The organism is Halomonas sp. LC1, assembly GCF_030247125.1.
GTDB lineage: Bacteria > Pseudomonadota > Gammaproteobacteria > Pseudomonadales > Halomonadaceae > Vreelandella.
On the sequence record NZ_JASSPG010000007.1, the window covers coordinates 44,224 to 65,530 of the forward strand.

Genomic DNA, 21,307 nt, shown 5'->3' on the forward strand with positions numbered 1-21,307 from the left:
CGTTAAGAGAAAGTGTACCAGAGTCACTGCGTGGAGCGGCATGCCATTTGCGATCGCGCCCCTTACGAGGTCGGGGCGGCGGGGCTGGTGGTGTCCACCGGCGACTCCAAAAAGTGCCGAAGCGCGCTCAGCGACATCGGGCGGGCGAAGTAGTAGCCCTGGAAGTGGTCACACTGCAGAGTGCGCAGGTGATGAAACTGTTCGGCGGTTTCGATGCCTTCGACGAGCACCTCCAGCCCCAGCTTGTCGGCCATGGTGACCACGCCCTCGACAATGGCCGCGTCGCGGGAGTCCGTGGCCACGTCGCGCACGAACGAACGGTCGACTTTCAGCTTGTTGATCGGCAGTCGTTTCAGGTAACTCAGGCTGGAGAAGCCGGTGCCGAAGTCGTCGAGCGCGATGTGAACGCCCAGCTGGCGCAGCGCTTGCAGGGCTTGAATGGTGTGCTCGGCACTATCCATCAACACGCCTTCGGTCAGCTCCAACTCCAACAAGGCCGGCGGTAAACCGCTGCGCGCCAGCACCTGCTGTACGGAATCCAAAAAGCCCGGACGCTGAAACTGCATGGGCGACACGTTGATCGCCATGGTCATGGGTGCCGCGCTTTGTGCGTTGAGCGCGACCGCGTCACGACAGGCCGTTTCCAGCACCCACTCACTGATCGGGATGATTTGACCGGTATCCTCGGCCAGAGCAATGAACTGACCCGGCGGAATGTTGCCACGCTCGGGGTGGTGCCACCGAATGAGCGCTTCGACCCCGGCGACGCGACCGCTGTGATGTATCTGCGGCTGGTAATGAAGCTCGAACTGCTGCTGTTCGATGGCCTGCTGCAGCGCGTGGCGCAGATTGACCCGTTCGGTCACCTTGCGGTTCAGCTCGTCGGTGTACCACTGGAAGGTGTTACGCCCCCGCCGCTTGGCTTTATACATGGCAAGATCGGCTTGTTGAATCAGTTGGCGGGGCGCTTGAATCGTCCCATCGTCGGTGGCGATGCCGATACTGGCGGTAATGCGTAGCTCGCTACCACGATACCAATAGGGGGCCGACACTCTCGCCAGCAGCCGCTCGACCACCTGCAGCACGTCATCTTCGTGGGCCAAGTCCGGCAGCAGCACGATGAATTCGTCGCCTCCAAAGCGCGCTACGGTATCCCAAGGGCGCAGCTCTTCCTCCAGGCGCTTGGCGACGTCGCGCAGGATATAGTCGCCCACTTCATGGCCCAGGGTGTCGTTGATCGGTTTGAAGTCATCCAGATCGATGAACAGTACGGCCAAGTACCGGTGATAGCGCCGGGCCAGCAAGCAGCCTTGATCGAGACGCTGGTCGAGCATGAGCCGGTTGGGCAGCCCGGTCAGCGCGTCGTGGTTGGCGTTATGACTCAGCTGAGCCTGGTACTCTCGCTGGGCGGTAATGTCGTTTTGCGCGCCGATGAAGTGCGTCACGACGCCCCCCTCATCGCGCACTGGTGAAATATAGAGGTCGTTCCAGAAAGGAGCGCCGCTGCGGCGATAGTTACGAATCACCACGTGGACATCGCGCTGCGCTTTGATGCCCTCACGCAGCTGCGCCAGGGTAGCGGGGTCGGTATCGGTGCCCTGTAAAAAGCGGCAGTTGCGACCCAGAGCATCCTCGCGGGAGTACCCGGTAATGCGCTCGAACGCGGCATTGACGTAGACCATGGGCAAATCGGGGCGCTGGGCATCCACGATCACCACCCCGTTGGTGCTGGACTCCACGCTGCGCTCCAACAGCGTCAGCTGCCGCTCGGTGTCTTTGCGTTCAGTGATGTCTTGGGTCGACCCCTGCACCTGAATAATCTGCCCCAGCTCATCGCGCACGGCACGGCCAATCACCCGCACCCAGCGCCGCCGTCCTCGCTGGGTAATGATTTCGAACTCTTCATCGAAGCTTACCCCCTGCTCGCAGCAGGCGGAGAAGACGGCTTGCAGACGCGGCCGCGCGCTGGGAGTGTAAAACCCAATGGCTTCTTCCAAAGTAGGCTGATGCCCCACCGGCATATCGTGCAGACGGCACACCTCCTCGGACCAGATGGGCAGCCCCACCGCCATGTCCAGATACCAACCGCCGATATGCGCCGTTTCACCGGCAATGCGAAACAGGCGCTGGTTGCGCCTAAGCTGCTTTTCCACCGCTTTGCGCCGGGTAATGTCCCGCGCGATGACGTAGATCACCCGATCACCGGCGGAGGCCGACACTTCCAACCAAACCCGCTTACCGTCTAACGTCAGCGCGCACACGTCGAAAGCACTGACCTTCTCCCCGCGGCACAAGCTTGCCAGCGCCGCTTCGATCACGGGATGATCACGCGTCTCGATCACGACACCGCACGGCTTTCCCAGGAGGGCGTCCGCTGAGTAGCCGAGCAGCGTCTCGAAGGTGGGGTTGACGCTGAGCAGCGTACCCGCAAAGTCAATGCAACAGAACAAATCCTGCGAGAGCAGGAAGAACTGGTCGAGCTTGCCTTGCGGTTCAGCGAGGGGCATGGCGTTTCCTAAATAGGCGTTCAACGCATTCAATGCTGGCCTTAAATATGGCCGGTTATTTTTACTGTGTGGCTGGGTGCTTTATGATGAGAATTATCACAGTTCGACGCGCCGTGTCAGCGGCAAAGGGAGAATCAGGTGTCATCCATCACTAAATTGCGCATCGCCACGCGTAAAAGTCAGTTGGCCATGTGGCAGGCCGAGTACGTCCGCGACCGCTTGATGGCGGCACATAGCGGTCTGGAAGTTGAGCTTGTCCCCCTCTCCACCAAAGGTGACAAAATTCTCGATACGCCTCTCTCCAAAATTGGCGGGAAAGGGCTATTCGTCAAGGAGCTCGAAGACGCCATGCTGGATGGGCGCGCCGACATTGCCGTGCATTCGATGAAAGACGTGCCGATGCACTTTCCAGAAGGCTTGGGGCTCTCGGTGATTTTGGAAGGGGCAGATCCCACCGATGCGTTTGTGTCCAATCACTATAACAGTATCGACGAGCTGCCCGAAGGTGCACGTATCGGCACCGCCAGCCTGCGCCGTGGCCTGCAAATGCGCGAAGCACGCCCGGATCTCCAGATTCTCAACCTACGCGGTAACGTACAAACCCGTCTTGGCAAGCTCGACGACGGCGAATTCGATGCCATTATCCTGGCGACCTCCGGCCTGCAGCGTTTGGGTCTCGACGCACGGATCGCGCAAGCGCTGCCTCCCGAAATCTGCCTGCCTGCCTGTGGCCAAGGCGCGCTGGGCATCGAGTGCCGCCTGCACGACCCCGAGCTGATTGCGCTGCTGGCACCCTTGGACGACCAGGACACCGCCACCCGCGTGCGCGCCGAGCGCGCCATGAATACCCGCCTGGAAGGCGGCTGCCAAGTGCCCATTGCCGGGCATGCCATTCTGGATAAAGCCAACGACACCCTGTGGCTACGCGGGCTTGTCGGTAACCCCGAAGGCACGGAAGTGCTGCGCGCCGAAGGCCGTGGCTCTATCCACGAGCCGGAAGCGCTCGGTATTCGGATTGCCGAAGAGCTGCTGGATCAAGGCGCTGGCGATATCCTGGCCGAGGTGTACGGCCGCCACGTATGAACCAACCGGTACTGATTTGCCGCCCCGGAGAGCGGGGGCAAGCCCTGGCGGATGCCTTACGCGAACGCCATGGCTGGGTGGAGCCGCTTGACATGATGCGCCTGGAGGCGCTGCCTGAAGAGGCCGCCCAGCGCCAAGTCTGGTTGGATATTGATCAGTACCATAAGATAGTGGTGGTCAGCCCCTTCGCTGCGCACTGTTTGAGCGAGGCGCTGGATCGCTACTGGCCCCAGCTCCCCGTCGGGATTGATTACTATAGCGTTGGACGGGGCACTGCCAGCATACTGTCCGATCAGCTTGGGGTGCGGGTGCGTATTCCTCCGCCCCAACAGGGGGAGGACACCAGTGAAGCGCTGCTCTCGCTGGCATCGCTTCGCCAGTTGACGCACCAGCGCGTACTGCTGGTGGCAGGCGAAGGGGGTCGTACGCTAATCGCCGACACCCTGGCGGCACGCGGCGCCCAGGTGACTCGTTTGGCGGTCTACCGGCGAACGTATCAGCCGCCGCCCCCCGCCCTGCGCGAGCGCCTACACAGTGGCGACTACCGGGCGCTGATCGTCACCAGCGGCGAACTGCTTGAATATCTGGCAAAATGGTGTGGTCCAGCAGCGTTGAACCAACCGCTAATCGTTTCCAGTCACCGTTTAGCTACACTGGCCGGTAAACTGGGTTTTTGTGACCTCAAGGTGGCGTCGGGAGCAACGCCGGCTGCGCTGGTGGCCGCGTTGGATCGGTCCTGCAACCCATAGGGTGCCGATGTCGATCAAGGAACTTAATAAGGGCTAGCGACAGATGAGCAAACAACCAAACGAGCAGGAAGGCGTCAACAACACGTCTGCCGATGCATCCCAAGCGAGCACGCCGTCGAGCGATACTGCGGCCTCCTCGGCGAAAAGCGAGTCGACTGCTGGCAGCGCCTCCTCGTCTTACGCGGCCAAAAATAGCCGCTCGCGCCGCCGTAACAAAGGTGGCCCGACTAATTCCCACACGAGCGCATCCAGCGCCAGTGCAACCACGTCCAGCCCCGCTCAGGAAAGCGCCTCTAAACAGACAAGCGCCCCTAACGATACCAAAGCGACGGCAGCAGATACCAAACCGACTGCCACAGCTACGCCTGCAGCGTCCACATCTGCTAAAAGTGGCAACACATCCGCTACGGGCAGCACAGGCAAACCGACGCCGCCCACTTCTACCGGTGGTGGTGGCAGCAAAGGTGGCGGCGTAGCCCTTGCCCTGGTGATTATCCTGGCACTCGCCCTGGGGCTGGTCGCTTGGCAAGGATGGCAGCGCCTGGATAGTCAGCAGCAGCGCTTGGATGAGCTGGCACAGCAAGCGCAAAACAGCGCCTCCCAGCAAGCCGTCAGCGAGCTTGAAACACGTATCGATGAAGGCGAAGCCGAACGTAGCCAGGCACTAGACAGCACCATGAGCGAGCTGCGTAGCGAGCTGGATAGCTACCGCAGCGAAGTGAACGGCACGCTGGACGACGTACTGGCACAGCTTTCTCAAGAGCAGGACACCGACGAGCGCGACTGGCTCCACGCCGAAGCCGCCTACCTGCTGCGCTTGGCGAATCAGCGCCTACAGCTGGAAGGTGACGTAGAGGGTGCTGCCGCCCTACTGCGCACTGCCGATGCCCGGTTGGCCGATGCGGATAACCCGGCACTGACGCCCGTGCGTCGCGAGATTGCCAACGAGCTCGCCGCGCTGGATGCCGTGCCTCAAGTGGACCGCACCGGTATTTACTTGGCCCTGAATGCCCAGCAAGAGCGCGTGGCAGGCCTACGTCTGTCTCAAGAAATCGAAGAGCGCGCCGTGACGTCGAGCATCGAACAGCCGCCTACCGGCACGTTCCAGCGCCAGCTTGCCCGGTTCGGTGAAGAGCTCAAAGACCTCGTCGTCATTCGTCAGCACGATGAAGCACTGGAAGCGCTGATCACTCCTGAACAAGAGTCCTACCTGCGCCAGAGCCTGCGCCTGATTCTTGAGCAGTCTCAGCTAGCGCTGCTCAAAGAGGAGCCGGAGCTGTACGAAGCGAGCATCGACAAAGCTCTGGAACTGCTGAACGGCTACTACGACACCGAGCGTGAAGAGACCCAGAGCGTGATTGCCCGTCTGCAAGAGTTGAAGCAGGTTCAGGTACAGCCTGAGCTGCCGGACATCAGCGCCTCTCAACAAGCGCTGGCCAGCTTCATCGACAATCGCTTCGAGTCGCGCCGTCAGGATGGAGGTGATGCATGAGAAAACTCATCCTGCTAATTGTTGCGGGCCTTGCGGTTGGCGCACTCTTCGGGCACCTGATGATGTCGGTGCCCGGCTACTGGCTGATTCGGGTCGGTGACACGTCGGTTCAAACCTCGTTCTGGTTTGGTCTGGTGCTGCTGCTGGGTGCCTTTATTGTGCTGCACTTCGCGCTGCGCCTGCTCACCGGCATTATTCGCCCAGTGGGTCGCTTTCGCACCTGGAACAGCCGTGCCCGTAACCGTCGCGCCATGAAACGCACCGTGCGCGGCTTGGTGGCACTCACCGAAGGCCGCTGGAAGAAAGCGGAGAAAACCTTGGTGCGCGCCGCCGACGACTCCAGCACGCCGCTGGTGAACTACCTATCGGCCGCGTTGGCCGCTCACTACCAGGGCCACCACGAGAAGTCTCAAGAGCATCTGAACCAGGCCCAGCTGACCACCGACGGTGCGGATACCGCCATTGGCTTGATGCAGGCGCAGCTGATGATCGACCGTCAGCAGCCGGAAGAGGCCCTGGCGATTCTCAATCGCCTGGATAAGCAGCTCACCAATCATCCTCAGGTACTGAAGCTTCTGAAGCAGGTACACCTGAGCGTCAACGATTGGGAAGGCCTGCGTCGCCTGATTCCACGCTTGGCCGCGCAGAAGCTCATTACGCAGCAGGAGCGCGAACAGCTGGAGTTCAAAGCGTATCGCGAGCTGATCATCTTCGAAGCGAAGAACCCTACCAATATCGAACGGGTTCGCGGGCTGTGGGCGGATATGCCCGACTACCTGCGCGGCAATACCGAGCTGATCGTGCTCTATACCGAGGCACTGCTACACGCCAACGAAGAGCCGATTGCCGAGCGTTTGCTGAACCACTCGCTGGATAACCACTGGGACGCCCGCTTGGTCAAGCGCTACGGTCTGCTCAACGTGGATGCCGCTCGCCAGCTGGCCAAGGCCGAAAAGTGGCTGCAAGAGCGCCCCAACGACCCCGAACTGCTGCTCGCCTGTGGCCGCCTGTCGCTGCGCGTAGGGCAGTGGGAAAAAGCGCTGGAGTACTTTGAAGCCAGCCAGCGCCAGCGCCCCAATGGCGAAGTGTGTGCCGAGCTTGCCCGCCTCTACGCAAGCCTAGGCGAGCACAACAAGAGCCAGCTCTACTATCGTCACAGTGTGGATATGCTCGCCAAATCTCTGCCATCGCTGCCCCAACCCAGCGATGCCAGTGACAGCACGCAAAGCGATAAGAAAGCAGCGAAAAAGACGGCGTAACCGCCTTCTGTAACGCAAAAAGGGTGCCCACGGGCACCCTTTTTTTATGACGCTTCGCTACACGCTCTCGGCAGGCTTCTCTGGGGCCGCTGTCTGCAGCTCAGACGTACAGTGACCACAGCGGACGGCCTTGATCGGCACCACCATAAAACAGTACGGGCAGGGCTTTTCGGTTGGGTCTGCCGGTGCCACCGCCTCTTCACGCTTTAAGCGGTTGATGGTACGCACCAGCAAAAACACCACGAACGCGACGATGGAGAAGCTCACTACCGCGTTGATAAACAGCCCCACGTTCAGCGTCACCGCCCCCGCCGCTTGAGCTTCCGCCAAGGTGGCATAGGGCGCTCCCGCCACGCCTTCCCGCAATACAACAAACAGATTCGAAAAATCGATCCCACCCACCAACAGGCCAATCAGCGGGTTCATCACGTCTTTGACGAGGCTTTGCACGATCAGCGTAAACGCTCCGCCAATGATGATACCCACCGCCATATCAATGACGTTGCCCTTAACAGCAAACTCGCGGAATTCCCGAAAAAATTTAGCCATACGCCGTTTAACCTCACCAAGCCAATGAAACGCCAAGGGCTAAGTTGCCCTGAGAGAAGAATGGGCCACGGTTAAAAGTGCGGCAAGGGCTAAAGGAATGAAGATCGGATTAACTGCGAGAGATCATCACCAACATTCATATGAATAGTTATCTTTTGTATTTATCTAAAGTAGTAGACGATCCTTTTAGAAAAACTGATAACCTATACTTTTAAGGTATGCAAAGTAGATCCAGTCTAATTTTAAATAACATCTATGTATTCATACTCTTATAAAAATAGCTTCAATATCATAAAAAAGATAAGTATACCCTGGAGGTATCATGGAACTACGGCACCTCAGATACTTCTGCGTTGTTGCTGAAGAGCTAAACTTCACGTGCGCTGCCGAACGCCTACACATGTCTCAGCCTCCACTTTCTCGTCAGATCAAGCAGTTGGAGCAAGAAGTAGGTACTGATCTTTTTGAGCGCAGCTCGCGAGGACTGCAACTTACCCCTTCAGGCATTTTCTTCCAACAACACGCCATACAAATATTAGAAAAAGTCGATGTAACGGTTGAGGCTACTCGCCATATGGCGCGCCATAAACGTCAGCTATTTGGAATTGGCTTTGTGCCTTCGGTTTTCTATGGGCAGCTGCCCACGCTCGTGCGTGATTTAAGACAAATGGACAATGTCGAGCTATCGCTAGCTGAGCTGACGACGGTACAGCAAATTCAAGCTTTGAAAGCCGGGCGTATCGATATGGGGTTTGGCCGTATAAGGATCGACGATCCCGATGTGGAACAGGATATCCTTTTTGATGAACCCATCATTGCGGCTTTGCCCAGCGGGCACCCACTCGAAGGAACAACCCCCAGCTGTGAAGAGCTTGCATGCTACCCCCTCATTCTCTTTCCCGCCAAACCGCGCCCGAGCTTAGCGGACATGGTACTTGGCATATTTCGTAGACGGGGATTAAAAGTTCAGGTTTTTCAAGAAGCAAATGAGGTGCAAACTGCGCTCAGCCTCGTCGCTTCTGGCATTGGCATTACGCTCGTACCAGAGCAGGTCAAACGCGTGCAGAGAGACGGCATCACCTATGTATATTTGGCGGACAGCAGCATCACATCGCCCGTTATTTGCAGCCGTCGTCGTGGCGAAAAACCGTCTCCACTCATGCAAAAAGCCAATGCCATCTTAGATGTGCTTGTTGAAAACCGGCGCACAGGCCGATATCCGTAGCCTCGGGATCGCTAACAGCTCTATGGACGAAGCACAGCAACCGGGCATGGCGCTTCATGAACGACTTCATGGCTTACGCTTCCCGCAACCACTTGAGAAAGACCACTTCGGCCATGGGTTGTCATGGCCAGCATGGTGTTGTGACTATCTGCTAAGTAATTGACGATAGAATCTGCTGGGTCGCCATGGAGAACTTCCCAGTCAACCTCAAGCGCTTGCTCGCTTTCAACACGGCGTGCCAACCCAGATAAATAAGCCGACTCTGAGACGTCGGTGCGGTCTAACGACGTTGGTTTTCTAACAGTTGAAGTATTGATAACTTGTAAAAGCTGTAAGCGCGCACTTAATCGCTTTGCCAGCACGGCGGCATAGGGCAACATTTTTTCAGAGAGCGCAGATCCATCAACACAAACAGCTAATACGTCAACTTGCTGGTGAGCACGGCCATTATAACGAGGCCCACACAAAAAAATTGGCCGTCGAGAACGCCGAACCACACCGGCGGTGACGCTACCGATCAGCATCTCCGGTACGGGGCGGCGCCCATACGCCATCATGCATACCCCAATATCCTCGCGATTTGCTAGCTCCCCCAAGTAGTCTTTGACGCTGTGATTAGCGACCACCTCAAGCGCAATATTATCGAAACGGTGTGCCTCAAGGCGTGCTTTCAGCATCGCCGAACATGAGGTGACAGCCTCTTGCTCGGGCACCACTGAGATTGCCTTCACCTCTACGCCAAGCTGCGACGCGAGGCGCCTACCAAACTCCACCGACTTGAAAGAGTCTGTACTATCATCAATAGCCACTACAATCGTATCCATCGTTATTCTCCAGTGACTGCTTAAGCCATCCTTATTGCTATTGCGTGTTTTTGTTTAATGACGAAAAGCGCCGATGCAGTATGTTATACGCCAGCCCTCCTACAACAACGCCCCAGAAGGCCGAGCCAAGCCCCAAAAAGCTAACGCCGGATGCCGTGGCAACGAACGTCATCACAGAAGCTTCCAAGTGGCTCTTTTCGGCGGCGAAGGCACTTATATTGCTGCTGATAGCGCCAATCAACGCGAGGCCCGCCAGTACTGCAACAAACTCATTCGGCAATGAAGTAAACAGCGCCACAATAGTGCCTGCAAAAATACCGCCCACCAGATAAAATACACCGTTCGCGACGCCAGCAACGTAACGCTTATCAGGGTCTTCATGCGCCTCTTTACTGGTGCATATTGCGGCGGTAATTGCAGCGATAACCGTGGTAATACCGCCAAAAAAAGCCGTTAACAGCGAAGTGATACTGGTCAAGGTGACAATTGGCTTGGCGGGCGTTGAGTAGCCCGAGGTACGCAATATCGCCATGCCCGGTAGGAACTGCCCCGTTAGGCTGACAAGCACCAGCGGTATCGCTAGGCTAAGGGTCGCATGCCATGTCCAGTCCGGTTGAATAAATTGCGGCTGCGCTAACTGGAACCCCACGCCCTTCAGGCTCGCCCCCTCCAGAAAAACCGCTAGAACGACACCTACAATCAATAGGCATACCAAGCTGTAGCGGGGCGTCAGACGTTTAAAAACCAGATAAGCGATAATCATCCCAATCGCCAATGCGGGCACATTGTTTAATGACACGAAAATACCGATACCAAATTGAAACAAGATGCCCGCCATCATGGCACTGGCAATTCCAGGAGGAATCAGCTGGATAATTCGATCAAACGAGCCTGTTACGCCGATCACGAATATGATGATGGCTGCCGTTAGATAAGCGCCTATCGCCTCATTGAGCGACAGACCCGGAAACAGTGTCACCAACAATGCAGTTCCCGGAGCAGACCACGCAGTGACGACGGGCACTTTCAACCAAAAACTCAGCAAGATACCCGAGATGGCAGCTCCAATCGAAATGGCCCAAACCCAAGAGGTCATCATAGTGTTCGAAATGTCAGCACTCTGAGCGGCTTGAAAAAAAATAGCCAGTGGGCCGGAGTACGAGACCAGAACGGCCACGAAGCCTGCGGTGACCGCGGGAACCGACCAGTCCTTGTGTAATTGCATACTAGAAGTATCCCAAAGCGATTAAGTGTTACTACCCAATGTTAATGGCCTGGCAAGTACAGACTTGCCAGGCTTTTCATTACGCAACGCCTAGGTGCGTTTCCAAAAGCTCTGGGTTATCTCTTAGTCCCTGTGAATCACCGCTGTACTTCACTTCGCCTTTTACTAGCAGCAAGTGCTTTTCAGCCACTTCCAGCAAGTTATCGATATTTTTGTCAACGATGATTGTCGAGATCCCCGTAGTCTTGATGGCGCGAATAATCTTCCAGATTTCATCACGTATCAGTGGTGCCAAGCCTTCGGTGGCTTCATCAAGGATCATCAGATCGGGGTTTGTCGTCAGCGCACGACCAATCGAGAGCATCTGCTGTTCTCCACCAGACAACAGCGCTCCATCATGATTAATCCGTTGCCCTAGGCGCGGAAACGTGTCCAAAACCCGCTCCATAGTCCAGAGCGTCTCTCCCCGCTCATTAGGGCGCGCCGCCATGATGAGGTGCTCACGCACGCTGATACCGGGGAATATCCCACGCCCTTCCGGCACGTATCCAATCCCTTGACGCATTAGCTGCCAGGGACGACGCTTCGCAGTTGAGACCCCCTTGATAAAGACTTCCCCACGGCGTGGTGGTACAAAGCCGAGAATCGATTTCAGCGTGGTGGTCTTGCCCATGCCGTTACGCCCAAGAAGGCTAAGTGTTTCACCTGGCATTAAGACCAAATCCACACCATGCAAAACATGACTTTCACCGTAATAGGTATGCAGCCCTCGGGCATCAATTAAGGGCGTCTCTGTGGCGTTTGTGGTCATGCGGTTGCCCCCTCATCATGGCGTCCCAGGTAGACATCACGAACTTTCTCACTTGTACGTATCTGTTCCGTTGGGCCGCTCTCCAGTACACAGCCATCGACCATTACAGTGATGCGATCGGCCAAACGGAACACTGAGTCCATATCGTGCTCAATCAACACCAAGGTATAGCGATCCTTTAAACTGGCGAGCAGCTCCGTGACCTGGGCAGTCTCTTCACGCCCCATGCCTGCCATCGGCTCATCCAGCAGCATCAAAGACGGTGCTGTCGCTAGCACCATGGCAATTTGGAGCTGGCGTTGCTCACCGTAGCTCATGTCCGAGGCAATCGTGTGTGCCCGATGGTTCAATTGACAGGTTTCCAGCACCTCTTGGGCGCGCTCGCTCACCTGCTGCGCCGTATGACGAGAACGCCAACTGCCAAACACACCGCCCAGATGAATACGCGCTGCTAGCTCACAGTTTTGCAGGCACGTAAGGCGGGGGAAGATATTGGTCTTCTGATGGCTGCGACCAATGCCCAGGCGCGCAATTTGGCGAGCACTTTTGCCTTGTATTTGTTTCTGCCGATAGAGCACTTGGCCTTCCGACGGAGGTATCTCGCCGGAGAGCAAATTGATCAAAGTGCTTTTTCCGGCGCCGTTAGGACCCAAAATGGCATGTATTTCGTGGGCTTTCACATCAAAGTCAACGTCGTTGACAGCGACTAGACCGCCAAAACGACGCGTCAGCCCCTGGGTGGCTAATACGATGTCATTACTCATGGCTAGTCCACCTTACTCTGCGTCACGGGCTGAGCGGAGGCTACCGCTTTCTCCGTCGTGTCATGGGGCGTTTTGCTGCTCTTGCTTCCCCAGGGAGGCGCAATAATCAGGCCGGCTACACCACGCGGTAGCACCAGCACTGCCGCGATGATGGTCAACCCCATCAAGATGGGCCAATGTGTCGTGGCGTGCTCATAGACGAACAGCAGTATTTCATACGCGAAAGCGCCTAAAATGGGGCCAAATATGGTGCCCATGCCGCCTAAAATCAGCATCATTAACACTTCACCGGAAGTGTGCCAGCCAAGCTGAGCTGGGTTGGCAAACCCGTACTGCATCGCCGCCAACATTCCGGCAATCGAGGCCATGACCCCAGCAATCACAAAGGCGATCAGCTTATAACCACTGGTTGAATAACCCAGGGCCTGCATGCGGTGCTCGTTATCATGAATACCGTCTAGCACCTGACCGAAGTAGGAGCGGGTCAGCCAGCGTAAAAAGAGATACCCGACCAGAAGCATTCCCAGGCAGAAGTAAAAGAAGCTATAAGGGTTATCCAGGTCCACCAGCGTGGTATCGCCTATTGCGAGGCTGGGTCGGAACATAATAAAGACGCCGTCGGTTCCACCCGCAAACTGGGAAGTACTAATGAAGTAGTAAAGCATCTGGCCGAACGCCAAAGTAGTCATGATGAAGAAGATGCCTTTGGTGCGAATAACCAAAAGGCCGACGATGAGCCCAACGCATGCAGAAACGCCGATGACCAGGGGCAGCATCCACCACATGGAGGCTGGGCTAAAGTCAGGACTGGCGAGGGCAAGTGTGTAAGCGCCTAATCCGAAAAAGAGTGCGTGTCCCAAACTCACTAGGCCCACGATGCCTACGAGCAGATCGAGACTCATGGCAAACAGCGCAAGGATTAGCATCAAGGTCAGCTTCTCTAGCATGAAATTGGCCTGATTGCCGAAGACCGTCTCGCCCCAAAGAGGAAAAGTAGCCACTAACGCCGTCAGTATTAGCATGATGTAGGCAACGCGCTTGGGGTATCTATGTAACATTGCTTTTTCTCCTCACGCGAAAAGACCGCGCGGTTTCACCAATAGAACCGCTGCCATAATTAGATAAATCACCATGCTGGCGAGACTAGGGATAAGCACTGCGCCAAAGGTGGTGGCCATGCCAATAATGATGGCACCCCAGAAGGCGCCTTTGATGGAACCAATCCCACCGATGACCACGACCACGAAGCAGGTGATCAATATGCTGTCACCCATGCCGGGCGCAATTGAGGTGAGAGGGGCGGCAATCATGCCAGCAAAGGCGGTCAGCGCCACACCCACACTAAAGATAAGCGTGAACAGCGTGCGCACATTGATGCCGAGCCCTTCTACCATGTCGCGGTTAACAGCACCGGCCCGAATAATGATGCCTAAGCGGGTATGGCGAATAACACCGTAAATGATCCCTGCCAACGCCAGGCAAACCCCCATGACAAAAAGCCGATAAACCGAATACTGCAGGCTGTCGGTCAATTGAATACTCACGTCGAACGGCGCAGGTACCGGTACACGATGTACATCGCCTCCCCAGATGATTCTCTGGGCCTCGTTGAGCACTAAAATCAAGCCAAAGGTCAGCAGTACCTGGTACAAATGGTCACGTTTATAAAGCGTGTCGAGGAACAGCCTCTCAATGACTAAACCTAATGCAATGGCAATGGGGATAGCCACTAAGATGGCCAACCAGAAATTGCCGAAGCGCATGGTCAGGTCATACACCAAATAGGCACCGATCATATACATGGCACCATGGGCCAAATTGATAATGCCCATGATTCCAAAAATCAGCGTTAACCCACTGGCAATTAAAAACAGCAGCAACCCATACTGGAGTCCATTCAGCAGTTGGACACCAAAGAATGCGAGATCCATGAGACCCCTCCGAGCATAAAAGGGGAAGCGGGATTGCCCCGCTCCCATGCATTACGAAATGCCGTTACATCTGACAGGCGTCGTCAGGCACTTCTAGATTCTCGGCAGCGATGCTGACGACCTCATGTTTGCCGTCACGAATCTCACGGAGATAAACATTCTGGATAGGATGGTGAGAGTCCGAAAAGCTCAACGGACCTCGCGGACTGGCTAACTGTACATCCGCCAAGACCTCGATTAATCGCTCACGGTCTGAAATGTCACCGCCCAGCACATTAAGCGCCTGGGCTAACATCATGCCGGTATCGTAGCCTTGCACTGCATAAGTATCCGGCGCTTCACCGTAAGCTTCTTCGTAGGCGGCCAAAAACGAGCGGTTCGCATCATTTTCTAGAGTTTCTGCGTAGTGAAGCGTGGTCATAACCCCTTCACCCGCATCGCCAAGAGCTTCTAGATTGCCCTCGGTAAGAAAGCCGGACCCTAGTAGAGGAATGCTTTCATTCAGTCCCGCCGCCGCGTAATCCCTTACGAAGCTGACACCACCGCCTCCCGCAAAGAAGGTGTATACTGCATCCGGCTGAAGGCTGGCAATCTGCGTCAAGTAACTCTGGAATTCGGTGCTGGGGAATGGCACTAAAATTTGCTCAACGATTTCACCACCTTCAGCGGTAAATGCCTCTTCAAAGCCTGCCAGATCCTCCTTGCCTCCAGCGTAATCCCAGGTAATAGTTACAATCTTGCGATGCCCTTGATCGTAAGCCACTTTGCCCATAGGGTAGCTGTCTTGCCACATGCTGAACGAGGTACGGAACACGTTTGGCATGCATAGCTCATTAGTAGCAGCTCCCAACCCCGCATTAGGAATGATGGTGATGGCACCGGTCTGTTTGGCCACTCGAAGCATGCCCATGGCAACACCCGAGTGAACGGGCCCAATAACGAAATCCACATCGTCACCATTGACCAAACGACTCATGTTTTGAGGCGCTTTAGAGGGATCAGCTTCAGAATCTAGCTCAATGTATTCCACATCGCGGCCGCCCAACTGACCGCCTTCTTCCTCAATGGCCAATTTCAACCCATTAGTGATGGCCTCTCCGAGGGCGGTGTAGGTACCTGAATAAGGAAGCATCAAGCCAAGTTTCACCGGATCTTCATTGGCGAAGGCACCGCCTGCTGAAAGCATTGCAGTGGCACTAAGGAGCGTAGCTAGGGAGGTCTTTTTAAATGTTTTCATTATATTTTCACCAGGATTCAGTTGTTATGAAGTTGTTTTGGCTGCATTTACAGCAGTAAGCGACATCCCTGTCTCATCAGATCTAAATCACACGTGATACACGTCGATAACCTGATGGATGTAGTCGTTATTCAGCTGCACGACTTTTCTTGTGATCAGCGGGCTCTCGCCCGACACGTCCAGGGTGTAGAAGCATGTGCCGAAGAAGCTGTCGGTCTTCTTATAGCGGTGGTTGAGCGTGTGCCAGTTAAAGCGCAGTTCCACCGTGTCACCGTCTTGCGAGAGGATCTCCAGGTTGCTTATCTGGTGGGTGGTGCGCGGTTCCGGCGTGCTCGCCCCGCTGCGCTCGGTCTTGATCCGGTAGACGCGATCTTCCAGCCCTTCGCGGTTGGGGTAGTAGATCAACGAGATCTCGCTGTGCGGGTCTCGGGTAAGCTGGTCGTCGTCGTCCCAGGCCGGCATCCAGAACTCGGCGTCCTGACGATATAAAGTGAGCCACTCGTCCCACTCCCGGTCATCGAGTAGTCGTGCTTCGCGGTACAAAAAAGCTTGGATGTCGTGATAGCTAATGCTCATGGCACTTCTCTCCTCTCTTCTGGCGCTGGGCGTTTAGGCGGACGCGGTGGCGATAAATTGGCTGCGCTCTTTGTCGATGGCGCGCAGCATTTCGCTGACCCAGTGCTTGTGGTGCAGCACGTAGAGCCCTTCGTCTTCCGGGGAGGCGCCGCTGAGCAGGGGCTTCATGTCGATCGCCTGGGCCGTTTCGTCGGCGCCTTCGATCCATTGTTGGGCGCCACGGGAGAGGTCGTTCCATTCGGCCAACGCGCCGTTGTAACCTTCTTGGCAGGCGCGGAACTCTTCTAAGTCGTCGGGCGTGCCCATGCCGGAGACGTTGAAGAAGTCTTCGTATTGGCGGATACGCACGCGCCGGTCTTCGGCGGCTTCGCCTTTGGGCGCGAAGCAGTAAATCGTGACTTCGGTTTTGTCAACGGCGACCGGACGGATCACGCGGATTTGCGTGGAGAACTGGTCCATCAGGTAGACGTTGGGGTAGAGGCAGAGGTTGCGCGTCTGGTTGACGATGGAGTCGGCGCGGGCGTCGCCTAGCTGCTCCTGGATCCAGTCCTTATGTTGGTAGACCGGACGCACTTCTGGGTTAAGCAGCCGGGTCCACAGCATCATGTGGCCGTTTTCATAGGAGTAGAAGCCGCCTTTGCTTTTCGACCACCCGTCGGCGTCGACTGCTTTGGTGCCGCCCGCATCGTAGTTGCGACGCTCCATGGTGGAGGCGTAGTTCCAGTGCACGGAGCTGACGTGGTAACCGTCGGCGCCGTTTTCGGCCTGGAGCTTCCAGTTGCCGGTGTAGGTGTACGACGAGGTACCGCGCAGGATTTCCAGGCCTTCAGGGGCTTGGTCGACGATGTTGTCGATGACCTTGGTGGTTTCACCTAGGTGCTGTTCGAGGGGCTGCACGTCGTCGCTCAGGCTACCGAACAGGAAGCCTTTGTAGTTTTCAAAGCGCGGCAGGCGTTTGAGGTTGTGAGAGCCGTCCTGTTTGAACTGGTCAGGGTAGGCACCGTTCTTTTCGTTTTTGGCTTTGAGCAGTTGGCCGTCGTTTTTGAACGTCCAGCCGTGGAATGGGCAGGTGAAGGTGCCTTTGTTACCACGCTTGCGGCGGCAAAGGGTGGCGCCGCGGTGGGCGCAGGCGTTAATCAGGCCGTGCAGTTCACCCTGCTTGTCGCGGGTGATGATCACCGGCTGGCGGCCCATGGTGACGGTCATGTAGTCACCCGGCTCACTGATCTGGCTCTCGTGAGCCAGGAACAGCCAGTTGCCTTCGAAGATGTGCTTCATCTCCAGTTCGAAGAAGGCGGGGTCGGTGAACATGCTGCGGTGGCAGCGGAAGATACCCTGGGCGGGGTCGTCTTGGACGGCGTCGCGCACGCGGGCTTCGAGCTGATCAAGCTGTGTGGTCATGAGCTCTCTCCTCGTATTTATTATGTCTTGCTAAAGCGAGCCCAGGGGAAGGCTCGCCTTGATCAAGATCGGGCCTTAAACCTTGGCGGTTCCGGCAAGCTGGCTGGCAAGGTCCTGCTCATCTTCTTTGGCCCGTGGGCGGGCATGGCGGACTTGCAGCTCGGCGGCGTCGGTTTGTGCCAGCTCCACGTCGAACACCACGTGAGAGAACGGGCCGTCCAAGTCGCGTTTGGCGATCTCGGCGGGGTCTTCAATCCGCTCGGCGGGCACGACCAGCTCTTCGCGGGTGGCAAAGGCGAAGTCGTCATAGGTGTAGGGATCGCCTGCCAGATTGATCTGGGTGGTCAGGTGCTGATGGCCCGGGGCCGAGACAAAGTAGTGGATATGCGCCGGGCGTTCGCCATGGCGGCCGAGTGACTTGAGCACCACATCGGTAGGGGCCCCTTCGGGCACGCCGTAGCCGGAGGGGATAATACTGCGCGCGGTGTAGCGGCCATCGCTGTCGGTATAAATCGTGCGGCGCAGATTGTACTCGGATTGAGAGGGGTCGAAGAAGGAGTAGCCGCCCAGGGAGTTGGCGTGCCAGATCTCGACCTTGGCACCGGCAATCGGGGTGCCGTCGACGTCACGTACTTGGCCGGTCAACCACATGGTCTCGCCATCGGTATCGTCGTCGTCCAGGCGGGCAAAGCCGTCGGCTTCCGGAGCGCCGGCTACGTACAGCGGGCCTTCGATGGTCCGCGGCGTACCGCCGGTACGCTGGGCTTCGGCGTCGATGGCATCTTGGCGCATATCGAGGAAGTGGTCAAAACCGAGCCCAGGCGAGAGCAGGCCGAACTGGGTCTGGCTGCCCAGAGCATTGAGCAGGTTAACCGCCGCCCAGTACTCTTCTTCGGTGACGTCGAAATCGTCGATCAATTTGAACAGGTCGCCGACCAAACGATGAACGATTTGCTTGGCGCGGTCGTTGCCGCCGGCCTGGTCGAAGCCAGCGACGGTTTTAACAAAGGCTTGGACTTCGGGCGTGTCGAAAATCTTCACGGTCATGAGGAAACCCTATCGTTGGTTTTTTTGTTGTCTTGGGGCCCGGCGATAGCAGCAACATTCGAGGTGAGATTGGGGTACGTCTATCATAGGCTTAAAGACTACAGTTGTTGTCGGTTCGTCAGTAATATCGACTAGCCCCCACTTAACAGACCAATATCGTTTGAGTTCCTTGCCATACTTCATAGGTATCTCGATGCGGCACCATCACCTACAAGCATCAATGCTATCTAGTGCTTTGTTAAAAAATAACCAGTTGTTTTACATGTAAAAAAATAAATAAAAACATGCAAGAATTCTTAATGCTCTGCGAAAAGGATACTCGGCTTATTTATTTTTTTTGTTATGTAGGGTTTAGTTAACCTTGCACAGAGCATTTCACACCTAAGAGGGTATCCAACAGATTTTGGGGTTACGACAAAAGAATAACAAGCCAGTGCAAGGCAAGCTCTAATGACCAATTTAATATTTTCTTATGTAGTAGATCCTTGGCAACGCATCCGAATTTGAAGCCTACATAGAACAATATTGCAGTGAAAAGGGATAAGAAATGAATACACAACTGACGCCCTTACAAAGGCTGAGTGAGGCTAGAAAGGCTTTCTTCCAAGATGGGAATATTCCTAATGGAATCATAGACGAAGCGATCCTGAACTCATGGAAACGCTGTATCGCCGAGCACAAGAGTGTGACTGAGCGGGTCATATACGAAACGGTACCGTGCAGTAGATTTAACGAAATTAAACAAAAAAATCAAAATCTTACTAATGCAGCCACTATCCCAATTGAACAGCTTCATCGCACCATTAGTGGTGCGGGCTACGCACTGCTACTCACTGACCACCAAGGCCATGCTCTATGCACCTATCAAGCTAACGCTCACTCCGGCAGGGTGCTCAAGCAGGCCTTCCGTCCTGGAGTCAATCTCTCGGAGCAATGCATTGGGACATCGGCGATGAGCTGCGCGCTTACGGCTGGCAGACCTGTTGCAGTTTCAGGACCGGAGCACTACTACACCACTAATCAATCGCTGAATTGTGCGGCCGCTCCCATTATCTCCCCCTATGGTCAAGTGATTGGTTCGATTGATATCACTCGGGAGCATAGTTTGGCCCCAGGAAGTGCACTTTCACTCGTCACCCAGTGCGCGCGGGCGATCGAACATCGCTTGATCATGCAACTACGGCCCTACTTGACCCTGCAACTAAGCTGGCAGAAAGTACCCACGACTAATGATATGTTGATCGCCCTCGGCCCGGAGGGTGAAATCCTGGGTATGACGCCGAAGGTGCGCGAAGTGATCGGCCTCACCGCTGGCCATGCCCCGAAAAACTTCCAGGAACTATTTGATCTTCGCTTTGGCGAACTGGCCGATGCCGCCCGGGGTCAGCGCCCCCCATTGTTAGGCCGGACATCTTCCGGACTTTCCTTCGTACTAAATCCCACGGTGCAGCATCAGACAAGCCTGATTGAGGGAACGGCGACCTGCAAAGATAGCAAGCGTCATTTGTCAACGGTTGCCTCGGTACCCGACTTTGGCGACGCGACTCTTAACAAACAGATTCCACTTGCCCTGAGAGCTGTTAACAAGCGTCTTCCCGTATTGATTCTGGGAGAAACCGGTGTAGGCAAGGAAGTCATGGCCAAGACTCTTCACGAACAGAGTGGCAACAAAACAGGAGAGTTCATCGCTATTAACTGCGCCGCTATTCCTGAGACATTGATTGAAAGCGAGCTTTTTGGATATACCGAGGGGGCCTACACAGGCGCTCGCCGTGGCGGCGCGCCGGGTAAGATCGAGCAGGCCAACGGCGGCACCTTATTTCTCGATGAAATTGGGGATATGCCCCTTACTCTTCAATCCAGGCTGCTGAGAGTGCTGGAAACAAACGAAGTGAGCCGCCTGGGGGCGGGTAAGACGAAAAGCGTAAACTTCCAGTTAATCTGTGCAACTCACCATGATCTGGCATCAGCCGTAGCTCAAGGTGCTTTCCGTGATGATCTGCTTTACCGCATACAAGGGATGCCGCTAAGAATTCCACCTTTAAGAGAGCGCTCGCGGTTACAGGCATTTTTAGTAGAACAGTGTTCACAAGTTACCCAGGGTACGCGTCAGCTCTCATTTGATGCCCTCAAACGAATGGAGAACTACCCCTGGCCAGGAAATGTACGCGAACTGCGCCACGCCCTAAAACACGCTGATGTAATGGCTGATGATAGCGATCATCTGATCGATCTTTGCCACCTACCCACAGAGATCGTTGACAGCCCTCCTCAACATTCAAGGAAGCGCTACTCATCAACACTAAAGGCCCAAGAGCAGCATATGATTGAGGCAGCTTTAGAAAAGACCGATGGCAATGTCAGCAAAGCTGCCAAACATCTAGGGATAGGCCGCGCCACGCTGTATCGCAAAATCAAAGAAATCCAGAGCATAAAATAGCCGTCCAAGCTGGGCCTCATGGCATAGGAGCAAAAGAAGAGCGACGCATACACCCTAAGCTAAAGCTGTATCAAAATGAGAATGTTAAGACATTTCTCTCACTTTGAGACGCCTACGCACTATATCAAGGCCCTGAAGGAGCGCTTAGGGATCATAAAATTCAACAACTTAAAATAAATATTCACGA

Annotated in this window: 18 protein-coding genes; 6 read left to right on the top strand and 12 right to left on the bottom strand. The window is 55.7% G+C overall.

Annotated elements, in window-relative coordinates; translation table 11 throughout:
- Positions 1-62: 62 nt before the first annotated feature.
- On the bottom strand, positions 63-2,507 hold the full coding sequence (locus QIT27_RS12235; protein ID WP_285263985.1) for a sensor domain-containing protein: 2,445 nt from the start codon (positions 2,505-2,507) through the stop codon (positions 63-65).
- Positions 2,508-2,645: 138 nt separating this feature from the next.
- Between QIT27_RS12235 and hemC the strand changes: the two genes are divergently transcribed.
- From hemC to QIT27_RS12255, 4 genes are read left to right on the top strand one after another with little or no spacing between them, the layout of a single operon-like run.
- Positions 2,646-3,590, top strand: coding sequence for a hydroxymethylbilane synthase (hemC, locus tag QIT27_RS12240; protein WP_253018649.1), 945 nt, complete (start codon positions 2,646-2,648; stop codon positions 3,588-3,590).
- Positions 3,587-4,339: a uroporphyrinogen-III synthase gene (locus QIT27_RS12245; protein ID WP_285263986.1), complete on the top strand. Its 753-nt coding sequence runs from the start codon at positions 3,587-3,589 to the stop codon at positions 4,337-4,339. The genes hemC and QIT27_RS12245 overlap by 4 nt, the downstream gene beginning before the upstream one ends.
- Positions 4,340-4,382: 43 nt before the next feature.
- A complete protein-coding gene (locus QIT27_RS12250; protein WP_285263987.1) occupies positions 4,383-5,831 on the top strand; it encodes a uroporphyrinogen-III C-methyltransferase in 1,449 nt (482 codons plus the stop codon).
- Positions 5,828-7,090 carry a heme biosynthesis HemY N-terminal domain-containing protein gene (locus QIT27_RS12255; RefSeq protein ID WP_159343553.1) on the top strand — a complete coding sequence of 421 codons (1,263 nt, stop codon included), beginning with the start codon at positions 5,828-5,830 and terminating at the stop codon, positions 7,088-7,090. The genes QIT27_RS12250 and QIT27_RS12255 overlap by 4 nt, the downstream gene beginning before the upstream one ends.
- A gap of 57 nt (positions 7,091-7,147) precedes the next feature.
- Here the strand turns inward: QIT27_RS12255 and mscL are convergent, their stop codons facing one another.
- The gene (gene mscL / locus QIT27_RS12260; RefSeq protein ID WP_159343554.1) at positions 7,148-7,639 is read right to left on the bottom strand and encodes a large conductance mechanosensitive channel protein MscL; all 492 of its coding nucleotides are present in this window, start codon (positions 7,637-7,639) and stop codon (positions 7,148-7,150) included.
- A gap of 322 nt (positions 7,640-7,961) precedes the next feature.
- On the opposite strand from mscL, the gene QIT27_RS12265 reads away from it, so the two are divergent.
- Positions 7,962-8,864 (top strand): LysR family transcriptional regulator, encoded by a 903-nt coding sequence (locus tag QIT27_RS12265; RefSeq protein WP_285263988.1) that lies wholly within the window; start codon positions 7,962-7,964, stop codon positions 8,862-8,864.
- Positions 8,865-8,884: 20 nt separating this feature from the next.
- On the opposite strand, the gene QIT27_RS12270 is transcribed toward QIT27_RS12265, so the two are convergent.
- From QIT27_RS12270 to catA, 10 genes are all read right to left on the bottom strand, one after another.
- The gene (locus QIT27_RS12270) at positions 8,885-9,688 is read right to left on the bottom strand and encodes a universal stress protein (RefSeq protein ID WP_285263989.1); all 804 of its coding nucleotides are present in this window, start codon (positions 9,686-9,688) and stop codon (positions 8,885-8,887) included.
- A 37-nt stretch (positions 9,689-9,725) separates the two neighbouring features.
- Positions 9,726-10,913: a benzoate/H(+) symporter BenE family transporter gene (locus QIT27_RS12275; RefSeq protein WP_285263990.1), complete on the bottom strand. Its 1,188-nt coding sequence runs from the start codon at positions 10,911-10,913 to the stop codon at positions 9,726-9,728.
- Positions 10,914-10,992: 79 nt separating this feature from the next.
- Positions 10,993-11,724 (bottom strand): ABC transporter ATP-binding protein, encoded by a 732-nt coding sequence (locus QIT27_RS12280; RefSeq protein ID WP_285263991.1) that lies wholly within the window; start codon positions 11,722-11,724, stop codon positions 10,993-10,995.
- The gene (locus tag QIT27_RS12285; protein WP_285263992.1) at positions 11,721-12,488 is read right to left on the bottom strand and encodes an ABC transporter ATP-binding protein; all 768 of its coding nucleotides are present in this window, start codon (positions 12,486-12,488) and stop codon (positions 11,721-11,723) included. Before QIT27_RS12285 ends, QIT27_RS12280 begins: the two co-directional genes overlap by 4 nt.
- A 2-nt stretch (positions 12,489-12,490) precedes the next feature.
- Positions 12,491-13,546: a branched-chain amino acid ABC transporter permease gene (locus QIT27_RS12290; RefSeq protein ID WP_285263993.1), complete on the bottom strand. Its 1,056-nt coding sequence runs from the start codon at positions 13,544-13,546 to the stop codon at positions 12,491-12,493.
- A gap of 12 nt (positions 13,547-13,558) precedes the next feature.
- Entirely contained in the window at positions 13,559-14,419 is an 861-nt protein-coding gene (locus tag QIT27_RS12295) for a branched-chain amino acid ABC transporter permease (RefSeq protein WP_285263994.1), read from the bottom strand.
- Between the two features lie 64 nt (positions 14,420-14,483).
- Positions 14,484-15,656: an ABC transporter substrate-binding protein gene (locus tag QIT27_RS12300; protein ID WP_285263995.1), complete on the bottom strand. Its 1,173-nt coding sequence runs from the start codon at positions 15,654-15,656 to the stop codon at positions 14,484-14,486.
- 87 nt (positions 15,657-15,743) lie between these two features.
- Entirely contained in the window at positions 15,744-16,232 is a 489-nt protein-coding gene (benB, locus tag QIT27_RS12305; RefSeq protein WP_285263996.1) for a benzoate 1,2-dioxygenase small subunit, read from the bottom strand.
- Positions 16,233-16,265: 33 nt separating this feature from the next.
- A complete protein-coding gene (locus QIT27_RS12310) occupies positions 16,266-17,633 on the bottom strand; it encodes a Rieske 2Fe-2S domain-containing protein (RefSeq protein WP_285263997.1) in 1,368 nt (455 codons plus the stop codon).
- Between the two features lie 75 nt (positions 17,634-17,708).
- The gene (gene catA, locus QIT27_RS12315) at positions 17,709-18,680 is read right to left on the bottom strand and encodes a catechol 1,2-dioxygenase (protein ID WP_285263998.1); all 972 of its coding nucleotides are present in this window, start codon (positions 18,678-18,680) and stop codon (positions 17,709-17,711) included.
- A gap of 547 nt (positions 18,681-19,227) precedes the next feature.
- Here catA and QIT27_RS12320 point away from each other — a divergent pair.
- A complete protein-coding gene (locus QIT27_RS12320; protein WP_285263999.1) occupies positions 19,228-21,120 on the top strand; it encodes a sigma-54-dependent Fis family transcriptional regulator in 1,893 nt (630 codons plus the stop codon).
- Positions 21,121-21,307: the final 187 nt, after the last annotated feature.